The following is a 23358-nucleotide window of genomic DNA, read 5'->3' as shown; positions in this document are numbered from 1 at the left end:
CGTAAAATAGCGATCCTGAACGGGGAGACCGTCTAAGGAAGGGATCGCGCAAAATGGGACTGGTCAGAACAACGTTTGTTTCCGTTGGCTTCTGCTTCGCGCTCGCCGCCTGCAACACGACGGATGCCCTGACCCCGCCCGAGACCATCGGCGATGCCGGCTCCAGCCCCGTCACTCAACGCGACGTCGAGCGCATGGCCGCCGCGCCGCAACGCCAGCAGAGTTACGAAGCTGCCCAGAATAGCTATGGCTACCAGCGTCAAGCCTATCAGCAACAGGGATATCAGCCGCAAAGCTATGGCGGCGGTGGCTCGCTCGACGATCAGGCGGCCGCGCTGAGAAGCAGCGGCCGCAATCCTTATGCCTCCCGCCCGCTCGACGGCTCCCAGACGGCCTCCATCCAGTCACAGGATCCGCAAGCTTCGGACGCCGACGAGCAGCGCGAGGCCGACCGGCGCCTCTCCGACGATCCGCAGCCCCAGCCGCAGCAACAACAAGCGGCCGAAGACCAGCAGGACGACCAACAGCAGGCCTCCCTTCCTCCTACCGCCGCAACGGATAGAAACAGCGTCCGCTTCCTGCCGATCATCGGCGCGCCGGTTCAGGCCGTTACACCGCTGTCGCGCCAGCTCGGAGCAGAGGCTCGCGCGCTCGGCCTGACGATTAAAAGTTCCAGCGATTCCAGCGCCAGCTATATTCTGAAGGGTTATCTCTCCGCCTTCGAGGACGGGCCGCAGATTTCCGTCACCTATGTCTGGGATGTTCTCGACAATAGCGGTGCCCGCCTGCACCGAATCCAGGGATCGGAAAGCGCGCCGCTGAAGCGGGGCGATCCCTGGGCCGCCATCCCGCCCTCCGTCATGCAGAAAATCGCCACTGAAACCATGTCGGAATTCAATTCCTGGCGCGACTCTCGCCGTGGATAGCCACAAGCTTTTCAGAAATATGAAAGCTATCGCACTCTAGCCCCTTGCATTCGAGAGCAAGGCGGTTAAAAGCGCGGCTATCAGGTTGGTAACAGGCGGGCCACAATGAAGGTTTTCGCAGGGAATTCGAACCGGCATCTCGCCGAAGCGATCTGCAATTATCTCAACGTTCCCTTGGGCAAGGCCAGTGTCCGGCGTTTTGCGGACCAGGAAATCTTCGTTGAAATTCAGGAAAACGTCCGTGGCGAGGATGTATTCGTCGTCCAGCCGACGTCGTTTCCGACCAACGACCATCTTATGGAATTGCTGATCATGATCGATGCGATGCGCCGCTCGTCGGCGCGGCGCATTACGGCGGTTCTTCCCTATTTCGGCTATGCCCGCCAGGATCGCCGCGCCTCCGGGCGCACGCCGATCTCAGCCAAGCTGGTGGCCAATCTGATCACCGAGGCTGGTGCCGACCGTGTTCTCACGCTCGACCTGCATGCAGGTCAGATCCAGGGCTTCTTCGATATCCCGACCGACAATCTCTATGCATTGCCGATCCTGACGCGCGATATCAAGGCGAACTACGATATCGGCAACGTCATGGTCGTCTCGCCGGACGTCGGCGGTGTCGTGCGCGCCCGTGCACTCGCCAAACGCCTCGACTGTCTGCTGGCGATCGTGGACAAGCGCCGTGATCGCCCGGGTGAATCCGAAGTGATGAACATCATCGGTGAAGTGGCCGGCAAGGATTGCCTCCTGATCGACGATATCGTCGATTCCGGCGGCACACTCTGCAATGCGGCCGACGCGCTGCTCGCGCGAGGCGCGGCAAGCGTCACCGCCTATATTACCCATGGCGTGCTCTCGGGCGGCGCCGTCACGCGCGTCGCCAACTCCCAGCTAAAGGAACTGGTGATCACCGATTCCATTCAGCCAACGACGGCAGTGCAATCGGCACACAACATCCGCGTCATCAGCACCGCCAGTCTCATCGGCGAAGCCATCAACCGCACCAGCCAAGAAGAATCGGTTTCGAGCCTCTTCGACTGAAGTCCTAATCGACTCCTCTCATGCGGGTTTCGCATCGACCGGATGGCTTTGCCTCCAGGCAAGCAGCCCTATGCCATTAAGTCCGGCGACGAAGACCGCCGCACCCGCGCCGATGATCGATGGGCCGATGCCGAACCAGGCAAATAGGCTGGGCGACATGAGATAAGCCAGGAAAAGGCCGAGGAAGATCGCACACATCAGCAAACGGTACATCTGCGCCAGCCGATGGGGTTCGCTGCGCGTCTGCATCAGGTGCAGCATGGCAAGGTTCTCGAACGGGCCGTTGATGGCGGCGAGAGATGCGACGAGCATCAGCCATATCCGGTCATGCATCAGCGGCAGCAGAAACACGCCGGCGCCGAAAATCAGCTTCGCCGCGATGATCCAGAGGACCGGCCGGCGCGGCTTTATGTTGCTGAGGATGAGGTTGGTCGTCACGTTGCCGACGCCATAGGCCATCATCATCAGGCTATAATCCGTCAAGGGATCGGCGCTGGTCTCGCGCAGGTGCAGGATCATTCCGAGCAGAATGCCCATCGCCCAGGCGATATTTCCCATCAGGTTCGTAAACAGACCGTAGAGTATGGCGGCATGGCCGCGCGCCATCCGCCAGCCGCCCAGCACGCCGTCGATGACAGCCGCCGTTCCCGAGAATTCGCGGCGCCGCGGCGCGGACGGCAATTTGGCGACGGCCATCCACACGGCAAGAGCAGAGAGCAGGAAAGTCGCCGCCGTGACCGTGAAGAACTGCGATTTCGGCAGAAAGCCGTTAACCAGCGCAATCATGCTCGGCCCCAGGATACGGGCCATGCGCCTCGTCGCATCGAACAATCCATTGGTCGCGTGACGAATATCGGGATCGATCGCGATGGTGGGTAGCGTTGCCTGCAACGACGGATCAAAGGCGGCTGTCAGCAAGGCGATGCATCCGGCGAGCACCATCAACAACGGCAGGCTCATGAAATGCATGAGACCGGCGACGGACAGCACCAGCAGGAGAAGCGCGCGCAGCACGTCGGCCGAAATCATCGTGGTGCTGTGCCGCCAGCGATCCGTCAGAATGCCGCCGAACAGGCTGCCGAAAAGAAGCGCGCCCGACTGGAGGGCGGAAACGTAACCCGCGTCACGGCCAATGAAATCCGCCGCAATCCAAACGACGGCGACCATGTAGAATTCGGATCCGGTCGCCGCCAAAACCTGACCGGCCCACAAAAGCGAAATCGAGCGTTGGGCCAGCGGCTTTAAGACAAACATGTTGGCATTCTGACTTTTGGGCGGCTTATTTGATGGCTTGTCCGTTGATCGTCACGGAATTGTCCTCGGCAATACTGACGTCCCAACGCGAGCGTCCGTCGGTATCGGTCTTTGCAAATCCCTTGGCCATCATCAGCCCGAAGGATAGTTGGTTGAGATCCGGCTCCGTCTTCGCCGCGCCCTGAACGGCAGTGATGGTCTTGTCGAGATCGCGCGCAAACACCGTCATCGTCATGGAGACACGATCCTTCTCGTTCAACCACCCACGCATGCTGCCGGAAGCCTCGATGTCGTAAAGGCCAGAGACGGCACTGATTTTTGGAAAATTGATCGTCATCGTTCCGTCGGGGAACATGGCCTGCTGCAACTTGTCATCCATGGATGCCGTTCCCGCGGGATTATTGAAATCCGACTGCTGCAGAACATCCAACAGAGCGGAAAAGTTCAGGTTTGGCAATTGCATCTGCAGTTCGGCGGCGTCGGGAATGAAGGCGACATAATCCTGAGGCACCAGGCCGGAAGCCAAAGTCAGCTTTTCAGCGCGCATGCCAAAATCGGCATTCATAGCATTGGCCGGCCCGGCAATCTTGAACGAGTAGCCCATCTGCTGCAGCCCGCCGTTGCCGAGCGGAGTCGTCACGGCAATATCCTTGGCGGAAACCGACTCTTCGAGCGAACCGAGGAGCGGCATCGCATTTCGTAGCAATGCCTTCAGCGCCGCGCTTTCGCTATCGGACAGGGTTTTCGTTTCCTTATGGTCTGAGATGAAGCGCAAAATCTCATTCAGCGCCTTCAGCGGCAGCTTGGTCGCATTGGCCCTGAAATCGATCGCCCCGATTTTGAGTTCGCCAAGCGTTTCGGAATCGGAAGAAATCTTATCGTTGAAGGATTGCAGCCCTCCGATCATCTGGAGGTCGAGCTTATCCGGCTCGCCGCTGCTGGATGAGGAGAGCGCGTAGTTGATACCATCGATTGTGATATCGTTTTTCTGCACCCCATTGTCGGTGGTCCTGGTGGCGAGCGTGATGCCGCTGCCCTTCACATCCATTGAGCGAACATAGTGGATAGCAGGATCGAAGACGCCCGTGAAACTGGATGACGCCACCGCATAACGGAACTCGGCATCCGGGCTGCTGCCAGGCTTCGAACGCGCCGTCACGTCGACCGCATTGTTCCCCTCGATGTTCCAAAGGCCGCTGTCCTGCGGCGTGGCGAGCGCCATCAGCGGCTTGAGCCCGGTAACGTCGAAACCGCTGACATTCAATTTGTCGAAGAGCTTCTGCAGGTCATAGGTGATTTCATAGTGACCGCTCGCCGGCTTCACAGCAACAAAGCCGCTTTTGACGAGATCATCGGGCAGGAAATGCGTCAGGTTGCTGAGCAGGTCCTTGGCCCCCTGCTCATTGACGTCTGCCGCCTGCGAGGCGCCGGCCAGGCCGGCGGCAAGAGCCGCGGCAACGGCAACTGTTTTAACGCGCATAAATCACCCCCGTGATGCTAGGAAAAACAATTTGAAAGCGGGAGAACCCTAAACGTGATTCTCAATTGAATGATGACGATGCATGCCCGCCGGCCTGCGCGCTGGGCGCGACTCAAAGCCCCTTCATCACCTGCCCGTTCACTGTGACGGTCCGGTTTTCATCCATCGTGACATCCCAGCGCAGGCGGCCATCCGGATCGGTCTTGGCAAAGCCCTTGGCGGCCATCAGACTGAAGGAGACGCTGTTCAGTCGCTGGTCGGTCTTCGCAGCATCCTGAACGGCGGCAACCGTCCTGTCGAAATTGCGGGCAAGGATCGTCGCCTGCAGCGAATAGCTCGGATGGTGCTTCGTGGAGCCCTTCAAAGCACCGGAGACCTCGACGTCATAGACACCGGAAGCTGCGCTGATCCTTGGGAACTCGAGGGTTCCGTAGCCACTCGGGAACATGGTGCGCTTCAATGCTTCGCCGGAGACCGGCGTTGCGCGCGTCGACACCGCTTCCAGAACCGTGTCGATGATGCCTTCGAAGTTCACGTCGGGAATTCCGAGCTGCACATCGACCGTCTCCGGCAGGAAAGCGGCATAGGCTGGCGGAATAAGGCCGGCGTCCGGCGTGAAATGCTCCGCCCGCAGGCCGAAATTGATGTTGGACGCCTTCGTAAGACCATCCATCTTGAAATTGTAGTCCAAGGTCTTGAGGCCGACCTTCCCTTTATCGGTCGATACCAGCGCGTTGTTCAGCGTCACCGACTCGTTCAGCGAACCGAAGCCCGGCAAGGCGCGGCGCACCAGCTCCTCGAACTTTTCGCTGCCGCTCTCCGACAACTGTTTCGCCTTCACGTGCTGAACGAAGAAGCGGATAAGTTCACGCAATTCCTTCGCCGGTAAGCTCGTCGCGGTCACACTGACATCGATGCTGTCAGCGCTGAGATTGACGGATGGAGCTGCGGGTGTCGTAATTTGTTCGCTGAGATGCTGCAGCGTGCCCTGCGATTGCAGGTCCACTTTGCCGGCTTCGCTGCTGTCGGTCACCGTATGGGTCAAGGATGCGCTGTCGATGGTGGCATCCACCTTGCGTCCGGTATTTCTGCCGTTGCCGATACTGGAGAACTTGGCGCCGCTGCTCTTCACCTCCATCGAGCGCATCATCTCGATCGTCGGATCGAAAATGCCTTCAAGGGAGCTGGACGCGACCGAATAGGTGATGTCGGACGCGGGCGAGTGAACCGAAGCATTCAGGCTATTGTCGCCCTTCAGATGCCACCTGCCCTGATCAAGCGGCTGCGCGAACAGCAACAACGGCTTCAAGCCGGTAACCGAAAAAGCGCTCGAGTTGATCTTGTCGAAGAATTTCGCCAGATCATAAGTAATCTCATACTGATCGCCGGCCGGTTTGACGGCGACAAAACCGCTGCGGGCGAGATCGCGCGAGAGCGAATGCGTCAGGATACCGCGCAGCTCCCTCGCGCCCTGTTCATTGACGTCGGCCGCCTGCGAAACGCCAACTAGACCGATGGAAAAAATGGCGGCGGCGGCGATAGTCTTGGGGCGCATACCCGACCTCTCCCTTTGACGCTGATGGATTGGAATCGACTGTTGAAGAGGCCGAGCGTATATGTCAAGCCATTGATAGAAATAGCATCGTCGGCTCTTTATCATGAGTTGCAATGTCATCACAGATGCGCTTTCTCCGGAGATGCTTGCACCATCGGCCTCTTTGTATTATACGCCACGCGTCCGCGTAGACACCCTTGGAGGCAACGCGGATGAGGCAGGGCTCGCCCTCCTCCAGTTCAACCGGTTCCGATGAACGGCTGAACTCTCCAAATAACCTCGAAAGGAATAGCCATGAGCCACGAAAGCTACGAGCTCAAGGCCGAGGCGCGCGAACGGGTTGGTAAGGGGTCCGCCCGTGAACTTCGCCGCAACGGTTTCATTCCCGCTGTCATCTATGGTGACAAGCAGGCCCCCATTTCGATCGCTCTCAACACCAATGAGGTGACGAAACGCATCCACGCCGGTGGTTTCCTCACCACGATCGCGACGATCGACGTCGACGGCAAGAAGATCAAGGTTCTGCCGAAGGACTATCAGCTCGATCCGGTCCGCGACTTCACGGTCCACGTCGATTTCCTGCGCGTCTCCGGCAATACCCAGGTGACCGTTGAAATCCCGGTTCACTTCGTCAACCACGAAAAGTCCCCGGGTCTCAAGGCTGGCGGCGTGCTGAACATCGTTCGCCACGAAGTCGAAGTCCACTGCCCGGCCGATGCGATCCCGGAATTCTTCACTGTCGATCTGTCCGGCCACAAGGGCGGCGCCAGCATCCACATCTCGGATATCACGCTGCCGAAGAATGTCGCCCCGGTGATCACCGATCGCGACTTCACGATCGCAACGATCGTGGCTCCGGCTGCCGGTCTTGCAGAAGAAGAGGAAGGCGGCGAAGAAGAAGCCAGCGCTTAATCGGCATCTTCATCGCGACGCATTCAGACCCGCCTCCCCTCTGGGGACGGCGGGTTTTTCATGTATAGTTGCTAATAAAAGCAACAAAAAATCGAATTCTTTTTGAAATTAATACTCGATTTAAATCCATTAACTCCTCTGTTTTCAGCAACATTTAACAAATTCGTGAAAGTTTACGCGAAAGAGTTGTAGAGAACGGCCCAACCCGAAAATCAGCCGGTCTACGACTGGGGAGCAAGCGGAACTATGAGCCATTCCGTCGAAAACAGGTTTTTCGCGATCGTCTGCGGCGCGCTGCTGGTTTTCGTTGCGCCGCTCTTCGTGTTGTTCCTTTTCCTTTCGTCCGAACGCGCCGAAAAAGAAATCAAAGACCATATCTCCGTCCTGCTCGTCGCCAACGCCCAGGCACTCGCCAAACCCTTATGGGACCTCGACGAAGACAGCGTCACCCAGATTAGCGCGACCACGGTCGCCGAGGGCGCGATCGTCAAGGTCAACGTCCGCGACGTCTCAGGCCAGCTCGATGTCACGCAATCGACCATCCCAAGATCCTATAAGGGTCTTTTGGAGTCCATTGCCCGTCCGATCATCTATAACGGCGTGGACGGCGCGAAAAATCTCGGCACCATCACTGTCTACTATCCGGCGCTCGGCCTCTTCGCCGGGTTGAAGAATGAGGAGATCGTCTTCATCTCGATCTTCATCTTCGCCGTGCTGACCGTCTTCGGCGCCGCCCTCATCGGCAACCGCATCTTCATCATCCAGCCGCTGATGCGGCTGACCCACGCCGTCGAAGCAACCCGGCGGCTCGGCTCGCGCCATCATGTGGACTGGCAGTCGAACGATGAGATGGGACGCCTCGCCCGCAGCTTCAACGACATGCAGAGCAAGCTGGAGCGCGAGGAAACCGAACTGAAGCTTGCCCACCGCCGCGCCACCGACACCTACAATTTGACGCCGGCCATGCTTTTTTCGCTCGACAAGGACGATTGCATCGCCGCCGTCAGCGATTATTGGCTGGCCGCCACCGGCTATGCCCGCTCCGAGGTGCTGGGACGTAAATTCGCAAGCCTGGTCCTGCCGGAATCGCGCGAGAAATACACCGAACGCAAGCGCAGCCGCCCGGACAGCGCCGCCCGTCTCGATGTCACGGTCAAATTCCTGTGCCGGGATGACCGGATCATGGACGTGCTGATCCTCGAAACGACGGCAATCCAGGACGGCCTTTCGCTCTCGGTCATGACCGACGTCACCGACCTGAAGCAGTCCGAGGATCGCAACCTCCGCCAGGCGATCACCGACCACCTGACCGGTCTTTTGAACCGCCAGGGTTTCGAAACGGCGCTCGACGCAAAGATCAACGAGGCGGATCTGCGCAAGCGCGAGCTCGCCTGCCTTTTCGTCGATCTCGACCGCTTCAAATGGATCAACGACAATATGGGCCATGCTGCCGGCGACGCGGCGCTGCGCGAACTGGTTTCGCGCATGCAGGCACGATTGGTGCCGGGCGACATCGCCGCTCGCCTCGGCGGCGACGAATTCGCCATCCTGCTGCTTGCCGAAGATGCCGAGAAAAGGGCATTCGACATGGCGGCCCGCATCGCCGAAGTCTTCGAGATGCCTTTTGGCGGCGATGCCCGCCTTAGCGCCAGCATCGGCATCGCCATCTATCCGCGCCATGCCGCCAACGCCGCCGAACTGCTGCTGAAATCCGACATAGCGATGTATGCGAAAAAGCGCGATGGCAAGAACGGCGCGCAAATGTTCGACAACAGCATGCTGGACGATTCCCGACGCCGCGCCGAGCTGGAAAACCATATCGAAAGCGGCCTGGCTGATGACTGGTTCGAGGCCTATTTGCAGCCGATCGTCAATATCGATGATCGCTCCATCGCTGGCTTTGAGGCACTGATGCGTCTGCATCACCCGCAGAAGGGCATCCTGCCGCCGGCACGGATCATCGACGTTGCCGAGGAGACCGGCTCGATCGTGCGTATCGGCAATCGCATCATGGAAAAGGCGATCTCCCATTTCGCCCGTCTCTCACGCCTTGAGGGCATGGAGAACACCTACCTCGCCATCAATTTCTCGCCGCTGCAATTCGAGTCCGGGCTGCCGATGCGCATCGCGGCCCTGCTCTCCCGTTACGATATCCGCCCGGAACGCGTCGTCGTCGAAATTACCGAAGCTGTGCTGATGGACGACAATCCGGAGACGCGCACGGTGATTAACGAGATCTGCCGCTTTGGCTGCCGTATCGCGCTCGACGACTTCGGCACCGGCTACTCGTCTCTGAGCTATATCAACCGCTTCCCGGTCGACATCATCAAGATCGACCAATCCTTCGTCCGCGCCATCAACGACATTGCCTCCGATGTCAGCGCCAAGAGCCGCATGCTGGTCGAAAGCATCACGACGTTGTCGCACAAGATGAACTGCACCGTTATTGCGGAAGGCATCGAGACCGAGGAAGAGTGCGCAACACTACGGGCCATGGGGCTCGACTACGGCCAGGGCTATCTTTTCCACCGGCCGCAGCATCCGAACGATCTCATGCAGGCGCTTGCGGGACCGCGCGCTGATTACCTCACCCCTGTGGCGCAAGCATCATAGCGAGACGAGGAACGACATGCGAAAACTGCTGCTCCTGGTATTTTTCAGCCTCTCCTCTCTCAGCAGCCTTCACGCGGCCGAAGCCGAAACTGTCAATTTTACCACGGAAGAATATCCGCCTTTCAACTATCGCGACGGCAAGACTCCCGTCGGGGCGACCGTCGAGCAGGTGGAAAAGATAATGACGGATATCGGCGTCGACTATTCGATCGAGGTGCTGCCCTGGGCGCGAGCCTACAATGAGGCATTGACGGCACCGATGACCTGCGTCTTTGTCGCCGCTCACAACAATGAGCGCGACAAGCTGTTCAAATGGGTCGAGCCGCTGCTGGTCGACCGCAACGTCCTGATCAAGCATTCCGGATCCAGCGTCACCGCCACGACGCTTGACGAAGCCCGGAAGTATCTCGTCGGCACATGGCGGGGCGATTATACCGAGACGACGCTACGGCAAGCCAATTTTGCACGGATCGATATCGGCGCCGACTTCAAGGCGACACTCAAAAAGCTGATGAGCGATCGTATCGACCTGATGCCGATATCCGAATTCTATTTTGACAAGCTGAAACAGGACGGAGACGCCGTTGAAAAGGTCACCGTTCTCTCCGAACAGCCGATGAGCGTCGCCTGCCACAAGGATTTCCCGGACGATCTTCTGAAGAAGATGCAGGCTGCGCTCGACAAACTGATCGCCGACGGCACGCAGAAGCAGATATTCCTGAAGTACGGCCTGCACCTCGGCAACTGACGCGGTTGCTGCCTTGACTTTGCCGCCAATTCGCTGTCGTGAAGGGCATCGGCATTTTCCAAGGGGTGAAGCGCAATGCTTCTTATCGCGGGTCTCGGCAATCCCGGCGCCAAATATCAGGGCAATCGTCACAATATCGGTTTCATGGCCGTGGACGCGATCCACCGCCGCCACAGCTTTTCGCCCTGGTCGAAAAAATTCAGGGCGGAGATTGCCGAAGGCGAACTTGGCGGCCAGAAAGTTCTGCTGATCAAGCCGCAGACCTTCATGAACCTTTCCGGCGAATCCGTCGGCGAAGCCATGCGTTTCTACAAGCTGGAGCCTTCCGACCTCGTGGTGATCTACGACGAGCTCGATCTGCCGGCCGGCAAGGCACGGCTGAAGACCGGCGGCGGCCATGGCGGCCATAATGGCATCAAATCGATCGACGCCCATTGCGGGCGCGAATACCGGCGGCTGCGTCTCGGCATCGGTCATCCCGGCGTCAAGGAGCTGGTGCACAATCATGTCCTCGGCGATTTCGCCAAGGCGGACCGAAGCTGGCTGGAGCCGCTGATCGATGCGCTCGCCGACAATGCCGACATGCTGGTCCGCGGCGAGGATTCGCAGCTCATGAACAAGATCGCCCTTGCCCTCGGCGGCAAGGCGGAAGAAGAGACGCCAAAGCCGGAAAAGAGGGCCGTGGCCAAATCGCACATCCATCAGGCCCGCAGCCACAACCAGCCGCGGATGCCTGAGAGCGGCCCGATGGCCGAGATGCTGAAGAGAATGTTCGGCAAGAAGGACGATTGAAATGGCGGAAGCAGCCGGAGACAGGGCTACGGAGATTGTGATCCGCCCAGCCGCCGCCGGCGACCTGCCGACGCTGCTCGCTCTCTACCGCCATCTCAATCACGGCGATCCCGACATGGAACCGCAGCTTGCGGAAGACCGCTTCGCAGCGATCTCAGCCCATCCGGGCATGACGATCTTCATCGCCTTCCAAGACGACCTCGCTGTTTCGTCGGTCACACTGGTCATCATCCCCAACCTGACGCGTTGCGGCGCCTCCTATGCGCTGATCGAAAACGTCGTCACGCACACCGATTACCGCGAGCGCGGCCTTGCACGAGCGCTGATCGCAACGGCCGTCGCGACTGCCTGGGAGAAGAATTGCTATAAGGTGATGCTGCAGACCGGCTCCAAGAATCCGGCGACGCTGCGCTTCTACGCCAAATGCGGCTTTTCACAGGACAAGACTGGCTTTCAGATCCGCCGTTCTACCGGCGGCTGATAATCCCTATTCTTCCGGTTCCGTGGTGAACATCAGCGGAAAACCAGCGCTTTTCGCCAGATCGATCGCTTCCTGTGCCTTGGTTTCGGCAATATCCCTGGCGCAGACCATGACGACGCAGGTGCCGAGCTTGTGCGCAGTCATCATGACGCGATAGCCCGTCTCCTCGCTCATCCGGAAGACGGCCTTCAGCACCATGATGACGAATTCCCGCGGTGTGTAATCGTCATTGACGAGAATGATCTTGTAAAGCTTCGGCCGATCGAGCTTCGGCTTCACCTTGGTCTTCGGTTTTAGGACGACATCATTGTCACTCATCGGGCTCACCGTTGATGACAGGGGAAAAGGATTTGTGGCTGATAGCAAATTTATACTGCACCGCAACCAGTCATTCAAGGAAAACAACGTTTTCGGTAGGACCGGCAGATCAATCGATCGTGAGGAACAGCTCCTATCGCTGGTCGTCCAACTTCCCTTCTCTACAGAAAAACGGCGCATCCGCTGTGCAAGGCTTGACCCGCAACGGCCCTTCGCCCATACGCACAGCAAAGTTTTTCAAGATATGGACAAGGTGCCATGGGTTTCAAATGCGGTATCGTCGGATTGCCGAATGTCGGCAAGTCCACTCTGTTCAATGCGCTGACCAAGACGGCGGCGGCGCAGGCGGCGAATTATCCCTTCTGCACGATCGAGCCGAACACGGGTGAAGTCGCGGTTCCCGATCCGCGCATGCGCAAGCTTGCCGACATTGCCAAATCGAAGGAGTTGATCCCGACGCGCATCTCCTTCGTCGACATCGCCGGTCTCGTACGCGGCGCGTCGAAGGGCGAAGGCTTGGGCAACCAGTTCCTCGCCAATATCCGCGAAGTCGACGCCATCGTTCATGTGCTGCGCTGCTTCGAAGATAGCGACATCACCCATGTCGAAGGCCGCATCAATCCGGTCGCCGATGCCGAGACGATCGAGACCGAGCTGATGCTTGCAGACCTCGAGAGCCTGGAGCGCCGCACCGAACAAACGCGCAAGCGCGCCACCGGCAAGGACAAGGAATCCATGGCGATGCTGCCGATCATGGAAGCCTCGCTCCAACTGCTGAACGAAGGCAAGCCGGTCCGCACCCTCCTGTCGAAGCTCGACGCCGAAGAAACCCGCATCCTCAAGGGTCTGAATCTTCTGACCTCGCATCCCGTCCTCTATGTCTGCAATGTCGCAGAGACCGATGCCGCGACCGGCAACGAGCACACGGCTGCCGTCGCCGCCATGGCCAAGGAGCAGAATTCAGAAGTGGTGATCATTTCCGCTGCGATCGAAGCGGAAGTGGCGCAATTGCCGGAAGACGAATCCACGGAGTTCCTCTCCGCTCTCGGCCTCGATGAAGCCGGTCTCGACCGGCTGATCCGCGCCGGCTACAAGCTGCTGCACCTCATCACCTACTTCACTGTAGGTCCGAAGGAAACGCGCGCCTGGACGATCGAAACGGGCACCAAGGCTCCGCAGGCCGCCGGCGTCATCCATTCGGATTTCGAACGCGGCTTCATCCGCGCCAATACCATCGCCTATGACGACTACATCGCCTACAACGGCGAAACAGGCGCCAAGGAAGCCGGCAAGGCACGCGATGAAGGTAAGGAATATGTCGTCCAAGATGGCGACGTGATCCATTTCCGCTTCAATACGTAAAGCAATTCCAGGAAAAGTGCGAAGCGGTTTTGCGTCCGGAATGCGTAAAAACAATGGAATAGAGCGGGGAGCGATTCCGTGAAACGCTGAACCGCTCTAAGACATGATTGCCGGCCTCACCGGAGCGCCGGCAGCCTTCCCTGGACGAATGTCGGCAATAGCCGGACGACGGCGCGGCGCAGATACGGCCAGCCGACGCCGATCACCAGGACGATCAGGCCGACGATCATCAGCACGATGAAGCTGACCTTGTCGAGCCCGGCATTGTTCTGCCGCAGAATAACACCGATCGCGACACCGAGTGACATCAACCCTGCCGTCACGAAAGCACGTCGGTCGATGATCAGGCCGACTAGCATCATGATCACCACAATGGCGACGATCGTCAGCGCCTGCGCATAGCCGCCATGCTCGATGCCGGTCAAGAAAAAGGCATCGCTATTGCGAGCCTCAAGCTGAAACACCAGCAGGATTGCCGTGTAAAGCAGCGCCGGCGCCGTCACCAGATGCAGCCAGAAAGCCACATCCGAACGACGTGTGCTGCGATTGCGATCGCTGAGATCAAACCGCATCGCCACAGCAAACGCCCCGAGCGCCGCAGCAAACATGATGCCGAGCGACGGCAGCGGATAATTCAGCACGACATTCGATGCGCCAGTAGCAACGCCGATCAGGTAGAAAACGGCGGCGAGCGATAACGTGAACAGCGAGAAGAGCAGCATCGCCAGCGACAGCGGCACGCGATAGCGCCAATAATACAGCGCAAGCAGGGGCGGGAACGGCAAGGCGATCGTGATCCAGGAGGTCATGAGGCCCGAACCGCCGGCATTTTGCGTGCCGAAAGACATGACGGCGACCCAGAAGGTCCAATGGACCAACGCGATCGTCAGCACGACGGCAGGAAGTGCCAGACGTTGGCGACGGACCAGGATTTCCGCGAGGATGATGATGGCCGGCAGTGGTCCGTAATAGCCGGTGAGCCCCCATAAGCCGACCAGCAGGACGATGATGCCGATGGTGATCAGCACGTCATGAAAGCCGCGGATGAAACGCGGCGCTTCGCTATCCTCCAGCGGATTCGTCTCGTCATCTTCGCGAGGCTGCGAAAGATCGTTCCTGGGGGCGGCCGCGTTGACACCGATATTTCGCTCGGCCAGATAAGGCAAAAGCCGGATCGCCTGATCCGAGGAGATGATGCCCTCGCCGGCCGCACCTTCGAGCGCAGTTTTAAGATCGCTCATGTCTATCCCTGCATGGTGATGATGGTGCCAAGCCTCATCACATCGCCGGCGCACAATCAAGGGCTGCGACGCGCCAGCACCATCAGCCGCGCCTGTTTTCCGATCGCAGCCATGAAAATGCTTGCGCCATTGCTGCCTGACATGCGATTGCGCACGGGAATGAAGAAGTCGGTGACGGATATGGCTAAACTGACATATGAGGATTTTCAGGCCGGACAAGTGTTTCCGCTCGGCCCGAGACATGTGACGGCGGAAGAGATCGTCGAATTTGCGCGCGAGTTCGATCCGCAACCGATGCACCTCGACGAAGCTGCCGGCCGCGCCAGCATTCTGGGCGGGCTCGCCGCCTCTGGTTGGCACACCTCGGCGATGTTCATGCGCATGATGACCGACAGCTATCTGCTCAACACTGAGGCCGAGGGCGCGCCGGGCATCGATTTCATGGACTGGAAAAAGCCGGTACTGGCGGGAGATACGCTTTCAGGCCGGTCGATCGTGCTCGAATCCCGGGCCATGCGTTCCCGCCCTGGCATCGGCATCGTCAGATTCCGCCACGAAGTGGAAAACCAGCGCGGCGAACTGGTCTGCCTTGGCGAAAACGCGACGATGATCCGCATGCGCCTGCCTGTGGAGGCTTCCGCATGAAGATGACGGAGCTCTATCCGATCGGTGCGCGGGCCGAGATCGGCAGCCATACCTTCACGGCCGAAAATATCGTCCGCTTCGCCTCGCGCTTCGATCCGCAGATTTTCCATATGGATGCGGAAGCGGCCAAACACACATTGTTCGGCGGGCTCTGCGCATCCGGTTGGCACACCTGCGCGGTCTGGATGCGCACCTTCGTCGACTATTGGAAGAACGAAACCGCCCGCCTTCACGCCGAAGGCAGAAAACCGCCAAATCTCGGCCCTTCCCCCGGGTTCCAGAAGCTGCAATGGCTTCGCCCGGTCTTTGCCGGCGACACCGTCAGCTACGGAGTGACCCTGCTTGCCAGCCGCCCGCTGGCATCACGCCCAGGCTGGACGCTCAACACCATCCTCTGCGACGGAAATAACCAGCACGGCACGGCAGTGTTGCGGTTTGAAAGCACCGTGCTGGAGTTTGAGTAAAGCCCTCGCCCCCGTTTGGAGGCGAAGGTATGTTCTTCAGTGCCCAGCGAATTCCACCAGGGTGTGAACCGGCACATCAAGCGCTTCCAGCTTCTTGCGGCCACCGAGATCCGGCAGGTCGATGACGAAGCAGGCGGCGACAACCTGCGCACCGATCTGGCGCAGCAATTGAGTGGCACCCACGGCGGTGCCGCCGGTGGCGATGAGGTCGTCGACCAGGATCACCTTCTCGCCGGGGTTCACCGCATCGCGATGCATCTCCATCTCATCGACACCATATTCGAGACTGTAGGCGATACGCACGATGTCGTGCGGCAACTTGCCCTTCTTGCGGATCGGCACGAAGCCCGCCGACAACTGATGCGCCACAGCGCCGCCCAGAATGAAACCGCGCGCCTCCATGCCGGCGACCTTGTCGATCTTGGTGCCGGCATAGGGCTGCACAAGCGCGTCGACGGCGCGGCGGAATGCCTTGGCATTGCCGAGCATCGTGGTGATGTCGCGGAAGATAATGCCCGGTTTTGGATAATCCGGAATGGAGCGGATGCTGGCGGCAAGCTCCGAAGCGATAGGGTCCATGAAATATATACTCTCAGGCTATGATTGGGCGCGGCGCACCCTATCAAGACGCCGTGCCCGACACCAACAAAAAAGGCGGCCTGTGATGACCGCCTTTCTTTAGTTACATGTCAGAGCCGCCGCTCAGTGGGCGCCGGCGCCGGCCTTGGCGTAGACAGACCGCTTGGTGAGATAGATCAGCAGCGAGAAGATCAGCAGGAATACGATGACCATGAAGCCGAGTTGCTTGCGGTCTTCGAGATGCGGCTCCGAGGCCCACATCAGGAAGGAAGCAACGTCGCGCGCGTATTGATCGACCGTCTGCGGCGAGCCGTCGTCATAGGTGACCTGGCCGTCGGAGAGCGGCTTCGGCATGGCGAAAGTCGCAGCCGCATCGAAATACGGATTGTAGTGCGAATTCTGCGGAACCTGGAAGCCAGCCGGAGGCTCTTCATAGCCAGTCAGCAGCGAGTAGATGTAATCCGGCCCGCCTTCCTGATATTGCGTGAAGATGTCGAAGATGAACTGCGGGAAACCGCGTTCGACCTCGCGTGCCTTGGCGAGCAGCGACATGTCCGGAGGCACCGCGCCATTGTTCGATGCAGCCGCCGCTTCGTCGTTCGGGAACGGCGGCGGGAAGTGGTCGGACGGAAGCGCCTTGCGCGTAAACATCTCGCCCTGGGCGTTCGGACCGTCCTGCACTTCATAATTCGCTGCGAAGGTTTTGACCTGTGCTTCCGAATAGCCGAGTTCTTCCAGCGTGCGGAAAGGAACCAGCTTCATCGAATGACAGGCGGAGCAGACTTCCGTATAGACCTTCAGGCCGCGCTGAAGCTGCGCCTTGTCGTAGTAGCCGAAGGGGCCGGAGAAGGTCCAGTGCTGCTCCCTCGGCTCCTTGAGCGGATAATGCGGCGTCGCCGCTTCAGCGGCAGGTTTGGTCTCCGCGGCAACGGCGGCAACCGGGGCGACGCCACCGATGAGGGCGATCGACAGAAGGCCGGCAACAAGCTTTTTCATTGTTCTCTTCCTCTATCGTCGCCGGTTATGCTTCAACCGGAGCGGCTGTCTTGCCGTTCTGCTTTTCAAGAACCGCTTCCGTGATCGAATTCGGAATGCGTCTTGGTGTTTCCACCAGGCCGAGAACCGGCATGGCGACGAGGAAAAACAGGAAGTAGAACAGCGTCGCAAACTGCGAGACCACGACGAAGTTGCCTTCCGCCGGCTGTGAGCCGAGCCAGCCGAGCAGGATGGCATCGGCGATGAACAGCCAGAAGAACAGCTTGTACCACGGACGATAAACCGCCGAACGGATCTTGGAGGTATCGAGCCAGGGCAGGAAGAACAGCACGATGATCGCGCCGAACATCGTCAGGACGCCGCCGAGCTTGGAGTCGATCGGGCCGATGTTGAAGGTGATCGAGCGCAGCATCGCGTAGAAAGGCAGGAAGTACCATTCCGGAACGATGTGAGCCGGCGTCTTCAGCGGATTGGCCGGAATGTAGTTGTCGGCATGGCCGAGGAAATTCGGCAGATAGAAGACGAAATAGGCGAACACCAGCAGGAAGACCGAAACGCCGAGGGCATCCTTCAGCGTCGCATAGGGCGTGAAGGCCACAGTGTCGGTCTTCGACTTGACTTCGACGCCGGTCGGGTTCGTCTGGCCGGTCACATGCAGCGCCCAGATATGCAGGACAACGACGCCCGCGATCATAAAGGGCAGCAGGTAGTGCAGCGAGAAGAAGCGGTTGAGCGTCGGATCGTCGACGGCAAAGCCGCCGAGCAGGAAGGTTTGAATCCAATCGCCGACCCAGGGGAAGGCCGAGAAGAAGCCGGTGATGACGGTCGCGCCCCAGAAGGACATCTGACCCCAGGGCAGAACGTAACCCATGAAAGCCGTCGCCATCATCAGGAGATAGATGATCACGCCGAGAATCCAGAGGATTTCGCGCGGCGCCTTGTAGGAGCCATAATAAAGACCGCGGGCAATGTGGAGATAGACCGCCACGAAGAAGAAGGACGCGCCGTTGGCGTGCATGTAGCGCAGCAGCCAGCCGTGGTTGACGTCGCGGACGATCTTTTCGACCGAGTTGAAGGCGATCGTCGTGTCGGCTGCATAGTGCATGGCGAGAACGACGCCCGTCAGGATCTGCAGAACGAGCATGACGGTCAGCATAGCGCCGAACGTATAGGCATAGTTCAGATTGCGCGGGACCGGATAGACGACGAAACTGTCATAGACCATACGCGGCAGCGGCAGCCGCGCGTCGACCCATTTTTCGAGCCCCGTGGATGGCTCGTAAGACGAATGACCACTCATGATTCAGTTCCCCCTCAACCGACCTTGATCTTTTTTTCTGCGGTGAACGCATATTCCGGAATGGCGAGGTTCTGCGGTGCCGGCCCATGGCGGATGCGACCGGCGGTATCATAAACCGAACCGTGGCAGGGACAGAACCAACCGCCATATTCCCCCGCCTGACCGAGCGGTATGCAGCCGAGATGCGTGCAGACGCCGATCATGACAAGCCAGTTTTCCTTCCCATCGCCGGCCGAACGCGCCACATCGGTGGCTTGCGCATCTGCCGGGAGATTGGCATTGCGGGCGACCGGGTCCTTCAGATCGGAGATCTGCGCACCCTTGGCATCGTCGATTTCCTTCTGCGTCCGATTGCGGATGAAAACCGGTTTGCCACGCCATTTCACCGTCATCGACATGCCGGGTTCCAGGCTCGATACATCGACTTCGATGGAAGCAAGAGCGAGTGCCGAGGCATCCGGCCGCATCTGGTCGATAAACGGCCAGGCGACCGCGACGGCGCCTACTGCGCCAGCCATGCCCGTCGTCAGATAAAGGAAATCTCGGCGAGTTGGCTCGCCCGTGGTTTCACCTGTCGTAGTATGCTCGCTCAAAGCCGGACCATCCTCTTCCGCAAAACCCGCAGCTAGGCGCTGCGGTACCCCCTCACTAACGGCGAATCAACGCGATCATAATTCCGCCATAGATTCCTCCGTAACCCGCCGCGTTCTAAGCTTGATCGCAAATTATGTCCAGCCTTGGCAAGAGGTGGGGGCACAATGTCGCGGGAAAACTGCACTATTTGGCCGCAAGCGCCGGGCTCACAATCGACGCCGCCAGTCAAGCAGACGTAAGCACATGAAATATCGCGGGATTCGCGTGATCGATTTTTGCATTGCAAAGCAAAATAGACAGTGATTTCAATGCGGCATCGCAGCATTATCGACTGTATGCCGAACCCGCTGATTGATACTAAGCGTGCCTTCCTACTCCTTAAATCCGAGTAGATTTCAGGAGCGACTTATGCGCCTTTATGGCGCCGCCGCTCTCAGAGCCATGGAAATATGGCTGAGGACACGATTATGAGACACACGACCTACTGCGTTCTATGCGTCCTTGCCACCTTGGCGCTGGCCATCCTTGCGGCCCGTTATGTCACCGATCTCTGGCTGCTCGCCTTCTTCGAAAGCTTGCAGACCCACATCAGCCTTTTCGGGGTCGCGCTTGCCCTGCTCGCCCTCCTCTTCCAGCGGCATTGGTATGCGGTTTTCCTGCTCGCGGTCGGTGTCGGGCTTGCCGTGCATTCGGTGGTGATGCTGCGCGAATATGCCGCCTCCCCGCCGCTGAACCCGCCGGCAGTCGCCAATGCGAGCAAGAGCTTCACCCTGCTCTCCTTCAACATCGAAGACAGTAATTTCGAAAACGGCGCACGGATCGCTGATCTCATCGTCAACTCCAAGGCCGATGTCGTGGAGATTTTCGAGGCAGGCCCGATCCAATCGGAGCTACAGCGAATAAGCGCGGTCTACCCCAACCGCATCGGCTGTGGGATCATGACCACAGATTGCGATTCCCTTCTGCTGTCGAAGCGGCCGTTTCAGACGCAAGTCATGCGCAGCCTCGGCAGCCTCTGGGACAATCGTTTCATTCTCGCGACCATAGACATGGACGGTCAGCCGGTTAACTTTGCCTCGGCTCACCTCAGCAAACCCTATTTCGACGAATTTCATACGATAGAGTTGGACATACTCGGCCCGATCCTGAAGGATGTTCAGGGACCGCTGATCCTTGCCGGCGATTTCAATGCCTCGGTCATTGCGCCCGATATGCGGGACTTCCTCGGCGACACCGGTCTGCACCATGCCTTTCCGGAGCCCGCCACCTGGCCGATCATGGCCGGTGCCTATGGCATTGCCATCGACCATGTCTTCGCGCGCGCCCCGCTGCGGCTGAAATCGGTCCGGCAGATACCTGAGGCCATGGGATCGAACCATTTCGGCTTGATGACGGAATTCTGCGTTTCGAAATAACTGTTTGATTTTTTGCTAAGTTTCGGCACTTTTTCTGCCGGAGCTATTCGGTTTCGGCCGCTATGAAACCGCCGGACTGGCGTGCCCAGAGCTCGGAATAGAGGCCGCCAAGGGCAATCAGCTCGTTATGGGTGCCCTCCTCGATTATCCTGCCCTTGTCGACGACGATCAGCCGGTCGAGCTTGGCGATGGTGGACAGGCGATGGGCGATCGCGAGTACCGTTTTGCCTTCCATCAAGGTTTCCAGATTGGACTGCAGCGCCGCTTCGACTTCGGAATCCAGCGCCGAGGTCGCCTCGTCCAGCACAAGGATCGGCGCGTCCTTCAGCATCACGCGGGCAATCGCGATACGCTGGCGCTGGCCGCCTGATAATTTGACGCCGCGCTCGCCGACATGGGCGTCATAGCCCTTGCGCCCCTTCTGGTCCTCCAGCGTTGCGATGAACTTTTCCGCCTCCGCGCGCCGCGTCGCCTGCACCATCTGCTCTTCGCTCGCCTCCGGACGGCCAAAGAGGATATTGTCGCGGATGGAACGATTGAGCAGCGCGGTGTCCTGCGTCACCATGCCAATCTCGCCGCGCAGCGATTCCTGCCGGACCGCGGCAATATCCTGTCCGTCGATCAAAATTCGTCCGCCTTCGAGATCGTAGAAGCGCAGCAGCAGATTGACGAGCGTCGTCTTGCCGGCACCGGAACGACCGACGATGCCGACCTTTTCGCCGGCGCGGATCGTCAATGAAAAATCGTCTATGACGCCGCTGCCGCGACCATAATGGAAGGTCACGTGCTCGAAGCGGATTTCCGGACGGACGATCTGCAGCTCTCTGGCGCCGGGATGATCGACCAGGCCGATCGGCTCGGAGATCATCTCAGCGGAATTCTGGATCGTGCCGAGATTGCGCATGATCGCATTGAACTGCGCCATCATCCGCCCGAAGAGCATGTTGAGCCGCAGCACCATGCTGAGCGTAAAGGCGACGCCGCCGGTGGAAATCTCGCCGGAGAGCCAAAGATGAAGGGCAAGCGCCGCAATCGTGGCAATCATCACGCCGGACAGGAGCGCCAGCGATGAGCGCACGCCGGTCAGAAGCCGCGTGAACGGCATGACGGCCGCCTGGAAGCGATCGAAACCATTGCGGATATAATCATCATTCTGCTCTTCGCGGCCGAAGAGCTTCAGCGTCTGAATATTGGCATAGGCGTCGACCATGCGGCCATTCAGCATCGACGACGCCTCGGCGGCATTGCGCGCATTGCGCCGTATGCGCGGCACGAAATAGCGGGCGAGCAGCGAAAAAATACCGATCCAGACCGCGATCACCAGCGCAAGGCGCCAATCGAGCCCTCCGACCAGCGCTATGGTCGAGGCGGCATAGATGATGATGAACCAGACCACCTGCAGCAGCGACACGACGAGATCGCCCGTCGACTGACCCGCCGACCAGACCTTGGTGACAATGCGGCCGGAAAAATCATTCTGGAAGAAGCTCACCGACTGGCGCGCCACATGCATATAGGCCTGCCAGCGAACGAGGTTGAGAAAGCCAGGGACAACCACCTGCTCCTCGACCAGCGCGCCAAGGCTGACCACGATGAAGCGCACGACCAGCACGACGAAAACCATGCCAAGCAGCGCGCCGCCATGGCCGGAAAGCAACCCTGCCCAGCCCGCCCCCGGCTGCACCTTGTCCAGGATGTCGACGAGATGCCCGACAAACCAAAATAGCGCCGCCTCCAGCACCGCCACCGCGCCGCCGAGCGCCGCCATCGCCAGAAATGGCCCCTTCGCCTGGCCGACGTAATACCAGATGAAAGCCCAAAGCGACCGCGGCGGACGCAGATCGCCAGTGCGGTAATAAGGATCAATCCAGGTTTCGAACAGGCGATAGATGGAGCGGATCAGCATCCCAGCGATATAGGAGGTTTCGCCAGAGGTGCAAAGGAAAGCGAGAGGTTGTGGAGTCTTATATTTTTGTCATGTTTGACGTTGAAGAAGGCGCTCTGCACCTCACATTGCCCCATCATCCGAATCCAGAAGAGTGTGCAAGTCACGCCGCCCATGCAAGACGCGTATGACAACGACAGTTTTCATCTCGAAGAAGATAGTAAACGCGTATCGTATCGAAGCCTGATACTGTGCGTGATCTCAGACCATCGAGAGCTGGGTTGTCGAAATGGCGTGGCGATCCGGTGAACGGCGATTGTGCGATAGCTGACAGGGATTGACGGACCGCTATCAAAAAGCGATCTCCGACATCATCGTCACTGGCATCAGCATAATATCGTACTTGCTCAAGAATATCGGAGCGGGCCGCCTGCTTGACGGTCAATTTCACTGAGATTTTTTCCCAGCCTTCGCTTTGGCAAGAAGCTCAACAGCTTCAGCCTTGAGTTCATTCCAGAACTCCTCGGTTACTTCGTGACCTTCACCGGAGGCCAATCCTTCAAGCAGCAGCGACTGCAGGCGCGCTTCATTTTCCTTGGCTTGCGCCTCGCGAAGCAGGCTGCGAACATACTCGCTGACATTTCCAAAACCTTTGTTGGCAATTTGACCTTCCATGAAGGCCTTGAGGTTTTCCGGCAAAGATATCGTTACGGTGGCCATCAGATGGGCGATCCTATCTTCATTCGAAATGAGATTAGCA

Annotated in this window: 23 protein-coding genes; 11 read left to right on the top strand and 12 right to left on the bottom strand. The window is 59.0% G+C overall.

What is annotated here, in order from left to right:
* The first annotated feature begins 53 nt into the window (after positions 1-53).
* Both QDY28_RS00720 and QDY28_RS00715 read left to right on the top strand, forming a co-directional pair.
* On the top strand, positions 54-926 hold the full coding sequence (locus tag QDY28_RS00720; protein ID WP_331379783.1) for a hypothetical protein: 873 nt from the start codon (positions 54-56) through the stop codon (positions 924-926).
* A 105-nt stretch (positions 927-1031) separates the two neighbouring features.
* Positions 1032-1964, top strand: a complete 933-nt coding sequence (locus QDY28_RS00715) for a ribose-phosphate pyrophosphokinase (protein ID WP_331379781.1) — start codon at positions 1032-1034, stop codon at positions 1962-1964.
* 18 nt (positions 1965-1982) lie between these two features.
* On the opposite strand, the gene QDY28_RS00710 is transcribed toward QDY28_RS00715, so the two are convergent.
* From QDY28_RS00710 to QDY28_RS00700, 3 genes are all read right to left on the bottom strand, one after another.
* A complete protein-coding gene (locus QDY28_RS00710) occupies positions 1983-3218 on the bottom strand; it encodes an MFS transporter (protein WP_331379780.1) in 1236 nt (411 codons plus the stop codon).
* Positions 3219-3243: 25 nt separating this feature from the next.
* Positions 3244-4698, bottom strand: coding sequence for a hypothetical protein (locus QDY28_RS00705; RefSeq protein ID WP_331379779.1), 1455 nt, complete (start codon positions 4696-4698; stop codon positions 3244-3246).
* Positions 4699-4810: 112 nt separating this feature from the next.
* Entirely contained in the window at positions 4811-6253 is a 1443-nt protein-coding gene (locus QDY28_RS00700; RefSeq protein ID WP_331379778.1) for a hypothetical protein, read from the bottom strand.
* A 294-nt stretch (positions 6254-6547) separates the two neighbouring features.
* Between QDY28_RS00700 and QDY28_RS00695 the strand changes: the two genes are divergently transcribed.
* From QDY28_RS00695 to QDY28_RS00675, 5 genes are all read left to right on the top strand, one after another.
* Positions 6548-7165: a 50S ribosomal protein L25/general stress protein Ctc gene (locus QDY28_RS00695; RefSeq protein WP_331379777.1), complete on the top strand. Its 618-nt coding sequence runs from the start codon at positions 6548-6550 to the stop codon at positions 7163-7165.
* Between the two features lie 246 nt (positions 7166-7411).
* Positions 7412-9778, top strand: coding sequence for an EAL domain-containing protein (locus QDY28_RS00690; RefSeq protein ID WP_331379775.1), 2367 nt, complete (start codon positions 7412-7414; stop codon positions 9776-9778).
* A gap of 16 nt (positions 9779-9794) precedes the next feature.
* Positions 9795-10526: a substrate-binding periplasmic protein gene (locus QDY28_RS00685; RefSeq protein ID WP_331379774.1), complete on the top strand. Its 732-nt coding sequence runs from the start codon at positions 9795-9797 to the stop codon at positions 10524-10526.
* 75 nt (positions 10527-10601) lie between these two features.
* A complete protein-coding gene (gene pth, locus QDY28_RS00680; RefSeq protein WP_331379773.1) occupies positions 10602-11318 on the top strand; it encodes an aminoacyl-tRNA hydrolase in 717 nt (238 codons plus the stop codon).
* A 1-nt stretch (position 11319) separates the two neighbouring features.
* Positions 11320-11799 (top strand): GNAT family N-acetyltransferase, encoded by a 480-nt coding sequence (locus QDY28_RS00675; RefSeq protein ID WP_331379772.1) that lies wholly within the window; start codon positions 11320-11322, stop codon positions 11797-11799.
* Between the two features lie 6 nt (positions 11800-11805).
* On the opposite strand, the gene clpS is transcribed toward QDY28_RS00675, so the two are convergent.
* On the bottom strand, positions 11806-12117 hold the full coding sequence (clpS, locus tag QDY28_RS00670) for an ATP-dependent Clp protease adapter ClpS (RefSeq protein ID WP_331379771.1): 312 nt from the start codon (positions 12115-12117) through the stop codon (positions 11806-11808).
* Positions 12118-12375: 258 nt separating this feature from the next.
* Here clpS and ychF point away from each other — a divergent pair, with 258 nt between their 5' ends.
* Positions 12376-13479 carry a redox-regulated ATPase YchF gene (gene ychF, locus QDY28_RS00665; RefSeq protein ID WP_331379770.1) on the top strand — a complete coding sequence of 368 codons (1104 nt, stop codon included), beginning with the start codon at positions 12376-12378 and terminating at the stop codon, positions 13477-13479.
* A gap of 116 nt (positions 13480-13595) precedes the next feature.
* Here ychF and QDY28_RS00660 read toward each other — a convergent pair whose 3' ends face one another.
* A complete protein-coding gene (locus QDY28_RS00660; RefSeq protein WP_331379769.1) occupies positions 13596-14720 on the bottom strand; it encodes a hypothetical protein in 1125 nt (374 codons plus the stop codon).
* A gap of 180 nt (positions 14721-14900) precedes the next feature.
* Here QDY28_RS00660 and QDY28_RS00655 point away from each other — a divergent pair, with 180 nt between their 5' ends.
* Both QDY28_RS00655 and QDY28_RS00650 read left to right on the top strand, forming a co-directional pair.
* Positions 14901-15365: a MaoC family dehydratase gene (locus tag QDY28_RS00655; RefSeq protein ID WP_331379767.1), complete on the top strand. Its 465-nt coding sequence runs from the start codon at positions 14901-14903 to the stop codon at positions 15363-15365.
* A complete protein-coding gene (locus QDY28_RS00650) occupies positions 15362-15829 on the top strand; it encodes a MaoC family dehydratase (RefSeq protein ID WP_331379766.1) in 468 nt (155 codons plus the stop codon). The genes QDY28_RS00655 and QDY28_RS00650 overlap by 4 nt, the downstream gene beginning before the upstream one ends.
* Positions 15830-15865: 36 nt before the next feature.
* Here the strand turns inward: QDY28_RS00650 and QDY28_RS00645 are convergent, their stop codons facing one another.
* The 4 genes from QDY28_RS00645 to petA all read right to left on the bottom strand — a co-directional run bounded on the left by QDY28_RS00645 (position 15866) and on the right by petA (position 19297).
* On the bottom strand, positions 15866-16408 hold the full coding sequence (locus QDY28_RS00645) for an adenine phosphoribosyltransferase (RefSeq protein WP_028751672.1): 543 nt from the start codon (positions 16406-16408) through the stop codon (positions 15866-15868).
* Between the two features lie 123 nt (positions 16409-16531).
* On the bottom strand, positions 16532-17404 hold the full coding sequence (locus QDY28_RS00640) for a cytochrome c1 (protein ID WP_331379763.1): 873 nt from the start codon (positions 17402-17404) through the stop codon (positions 16532-16534).
* A gap of 25 nt (positions 17405-17429) precedes the next feature.
* Positions 17430-18704, bottom strand: a complete 1275-nt coding sequence (locus QDY28_RS00635) for a cytochrome b (protein WP_331379762.1) — start codon at positions 18702-18704, stop codon at positions 17430-17432.
* Between the two features lie 14 nt (positions 18705-18718).
* The gene (gene petA, locus QDY28_RS00630; protein ID WP_331379760.1) at positions 18719-19297 is read right to left on the bottom strand and encodes a ubiquinol-cytochrome c reductase iron-sulfur subunit; all 579 of its coding nucleotides are present in this window, start codon (positions 19295-19297) and stop codon (positions 18719-18721) included.
* 468 nt (positions 19298-19765) lie between these two features.
* On the opposite strand from petA, the gene QDY28_RS00625 reads away from it, so the two are divergent.
* Positions 19766-20713, top strand: a complete 948-nt coding sequence (locus tag QDY28_RS00625) for an endonuclease/exonuclease/phosphatase family protein (protein WP_331379758.1) — start codon at positions 19766-19768, stop codon at positions 20711-20713.
* 43 nt (positions 20714-20756) lie between these two features.
* Here the strand turns inward: QDY28_RS00625 and QDY28_RS00620 are convergent, their stop codons facing one another.
* The 3 genes from QDY28_RS00620 to QDY28_RS00610 form a co-directional block, all read right to left on the bottom strand.
* On the bottom strand, positions 20757-22619 hold the full coding sequence (locus QDY28_RS00620) for an ABC transporter ATP-binding protein (RefSeq protein WP_331379757.1): 1863 nt from the start codon (positions 22617-22619) through the stop codon (positions 20757-20759).
* 142 nt (positions 22620-22761) lie between these two features.
* The gene (locus QDY28_RS00615) at positions 22762-23049 is read right to left on the bottom strand and encodes a type II toxin-antitoxin system RelE/ParE family toxin (RefSeq protein ID WP_331379755.1); all 288 of its coding nucleotides are present in this window, start codon (positions 23047-23049) and stop codon (positions 22762-22764) included.
* On the bottom strand, positions 23046-23318 hold the full coding sequence (locus QDY28_RS00610) for a type II toxin-antitoxin system ParD family antitoxin (protein ID WP_028751678.1): 273 nt from the start codon (positions 23316-23318) through the stop codon (positions 23046-23048). The genes QDY28_RS00615 and QDY28_RS00610 overlap by 4 nt, the downstream gene beginning before the upstream one ends.
* Between the last annotated feature and the right edge of the window lie 40 nt (positions 23319-23358).

It is taken from the genome of Rhizobium sp. BR 362 (assembly GCF_036528765.1).
Classification (GTDB): Bacteria; Pseudomonadota; Alphaproteobacteria; order Rhizobiales; family Rhizobiaceae; genus Rhizobium.
Note: the sequence above shows the minus strand (reverse complement) of the source record. Positions and strands in the feature narration are given on the sequence as shown.

Coding starts and splice junctions, on each gene's coding strand:
- QDY28_RS00625 (WP_331379758.1), top strand. CDS start 19,766: ATGAGACACACGACCTACTGCGTTCTATGCGTCCTTGCCACCTTGGCG.
- QDY28_RS00690 (WP_331379775.1), top strand. CDS start 7,412: ATGAGCCATTCCGTCGAAAACAGGTTTTTCGCGATCGTCTGCGGCGCG.
- QDY28_RS00640 (WP_331379763.1), bottom strand. CDS start 17,404: ATGAAAAAGCTTGTTGCCGGCCTTCTGTCGATCGCCCTCATCGGTGGC.
- QDY28_RS00655 (WP_331379767.1), top strand. CDS start 14,901: ATGGCTAAACTGACATATGAGGATTTTCAGGCCGGACAAGTGTTTCCG.
- QDY28_RS00645 (WP_028751672.1), bottom strand. CDS start 16,408: ATGGACCCTATCGCTTCGGAGCTTGCCGCCAGCATCCGCTCCATTCCG.
- QDY28_RS00705 (WP_331379779.1), bottom strand. CDS start 4,698: ATGCGCGTTAAAACAGTTGCCGTTGCCGCGGCTCTTGCCGCCGGCCTG.
- QDY28_RS00660 (WP_331379769.1), bottom strand. CDS start 14,720: ATGAGCGATCTTAAAACTGCGCTCGAAGGTGCGGCCGGCGAGGGCATC.
- QDY28_RS00685 (WP_331379774.1), top strand. CDS start 9,795: ATGCGAAAACTGCTGCTCCTGGTATTTTTCAGCCTCTCCTCTCTCAGC.
- QDY28_RS00610 (WP_028751678.1), bottom strand. CDS start 23,318: ATGGCCACCGTAACGATATCTTTGCCGGAAAACCTCAAGGCCTTCATG.
- QDY28_RS00720 (WP_331379783.1), top strand. CDS start 54: ATGGGACTGGTCAGAACAACGTTTGTTTCCGTTGGCTTCTGCTTCGCG.
- QDY28_RS00715 (WP_331379781.1), top strand. CDS start 1,032: ATGAAGGTTTTCGCAGGGAATTCGAACCGGCATCTCGCCGAAGCGATC.
- ychF (WP_331379770.1), top strand. CDS start 12,376: ATGGGTTTCAAATGCGGTATCGTCGGATTGCCGAATGTCGGCAAGTCC.
- QDY28_RS00695 (WP_331379777.1), top strand. CDS start 6,548: ATGAGCCACGAAAGCTACGAGCTCAAGGCCGAGGCGCGCGAACGGGTT.
- QDY28_RS00710 (WP_331379780.1), bottom strand. CDS start 3,218: ATGTTTGTCTTAAAGCCGCTGGCCCAACGCTCGATTTCGCTTTTGTGG.
- QDY28_RS00635 (WP_331379762.1), bottom strand. CDS start 18,704: ATGAGTGGTCATTCGTCTTACGAGCCATCCACGGGGCTCGAAAAATGG.
- QDY28_RS00620 (WP_331379757.1), bottom strand. CDS start 22,619: ATGCTGATCCGCTCCATCTATCGCCTGTTCGAAACCTGGATTGATCCT.
- clpS (WP_331379771.1), bottom strand. CDS start 12,117: ATGAGTGACAATGATGTCGTCCTAAAACCGAAGACCAAGGTGAAGCCG.
- pth (WP_331379773.1), top strand. CDS start 10,602: ATGCTTCTTATCGCGGGTCTCGGCAATCCCGGCGCCAAATATCAGGGC.
- QDY28_RS00675 (WP_331379772.1), top strand. CDS start 11,320: ATGGCGGAAGCAGCCGGAGACAGGGCTACGGAGATTGTGATCCGCCCA.
- QDY28_RS00650 (WP_331379766.1), top strand. CDS start 15,362: ATGAAGATGACGGAGCTCTATCCGATCGGTGCGCGGGCCGAGATCGGC.
- QDY28_RS00700 (WP_331379778.1), bottom strand. CDS start 6,253: ATGCGCCCCAAGACTATCGCCGCCGCCGCCATTTTTTCCATCGGTCTA.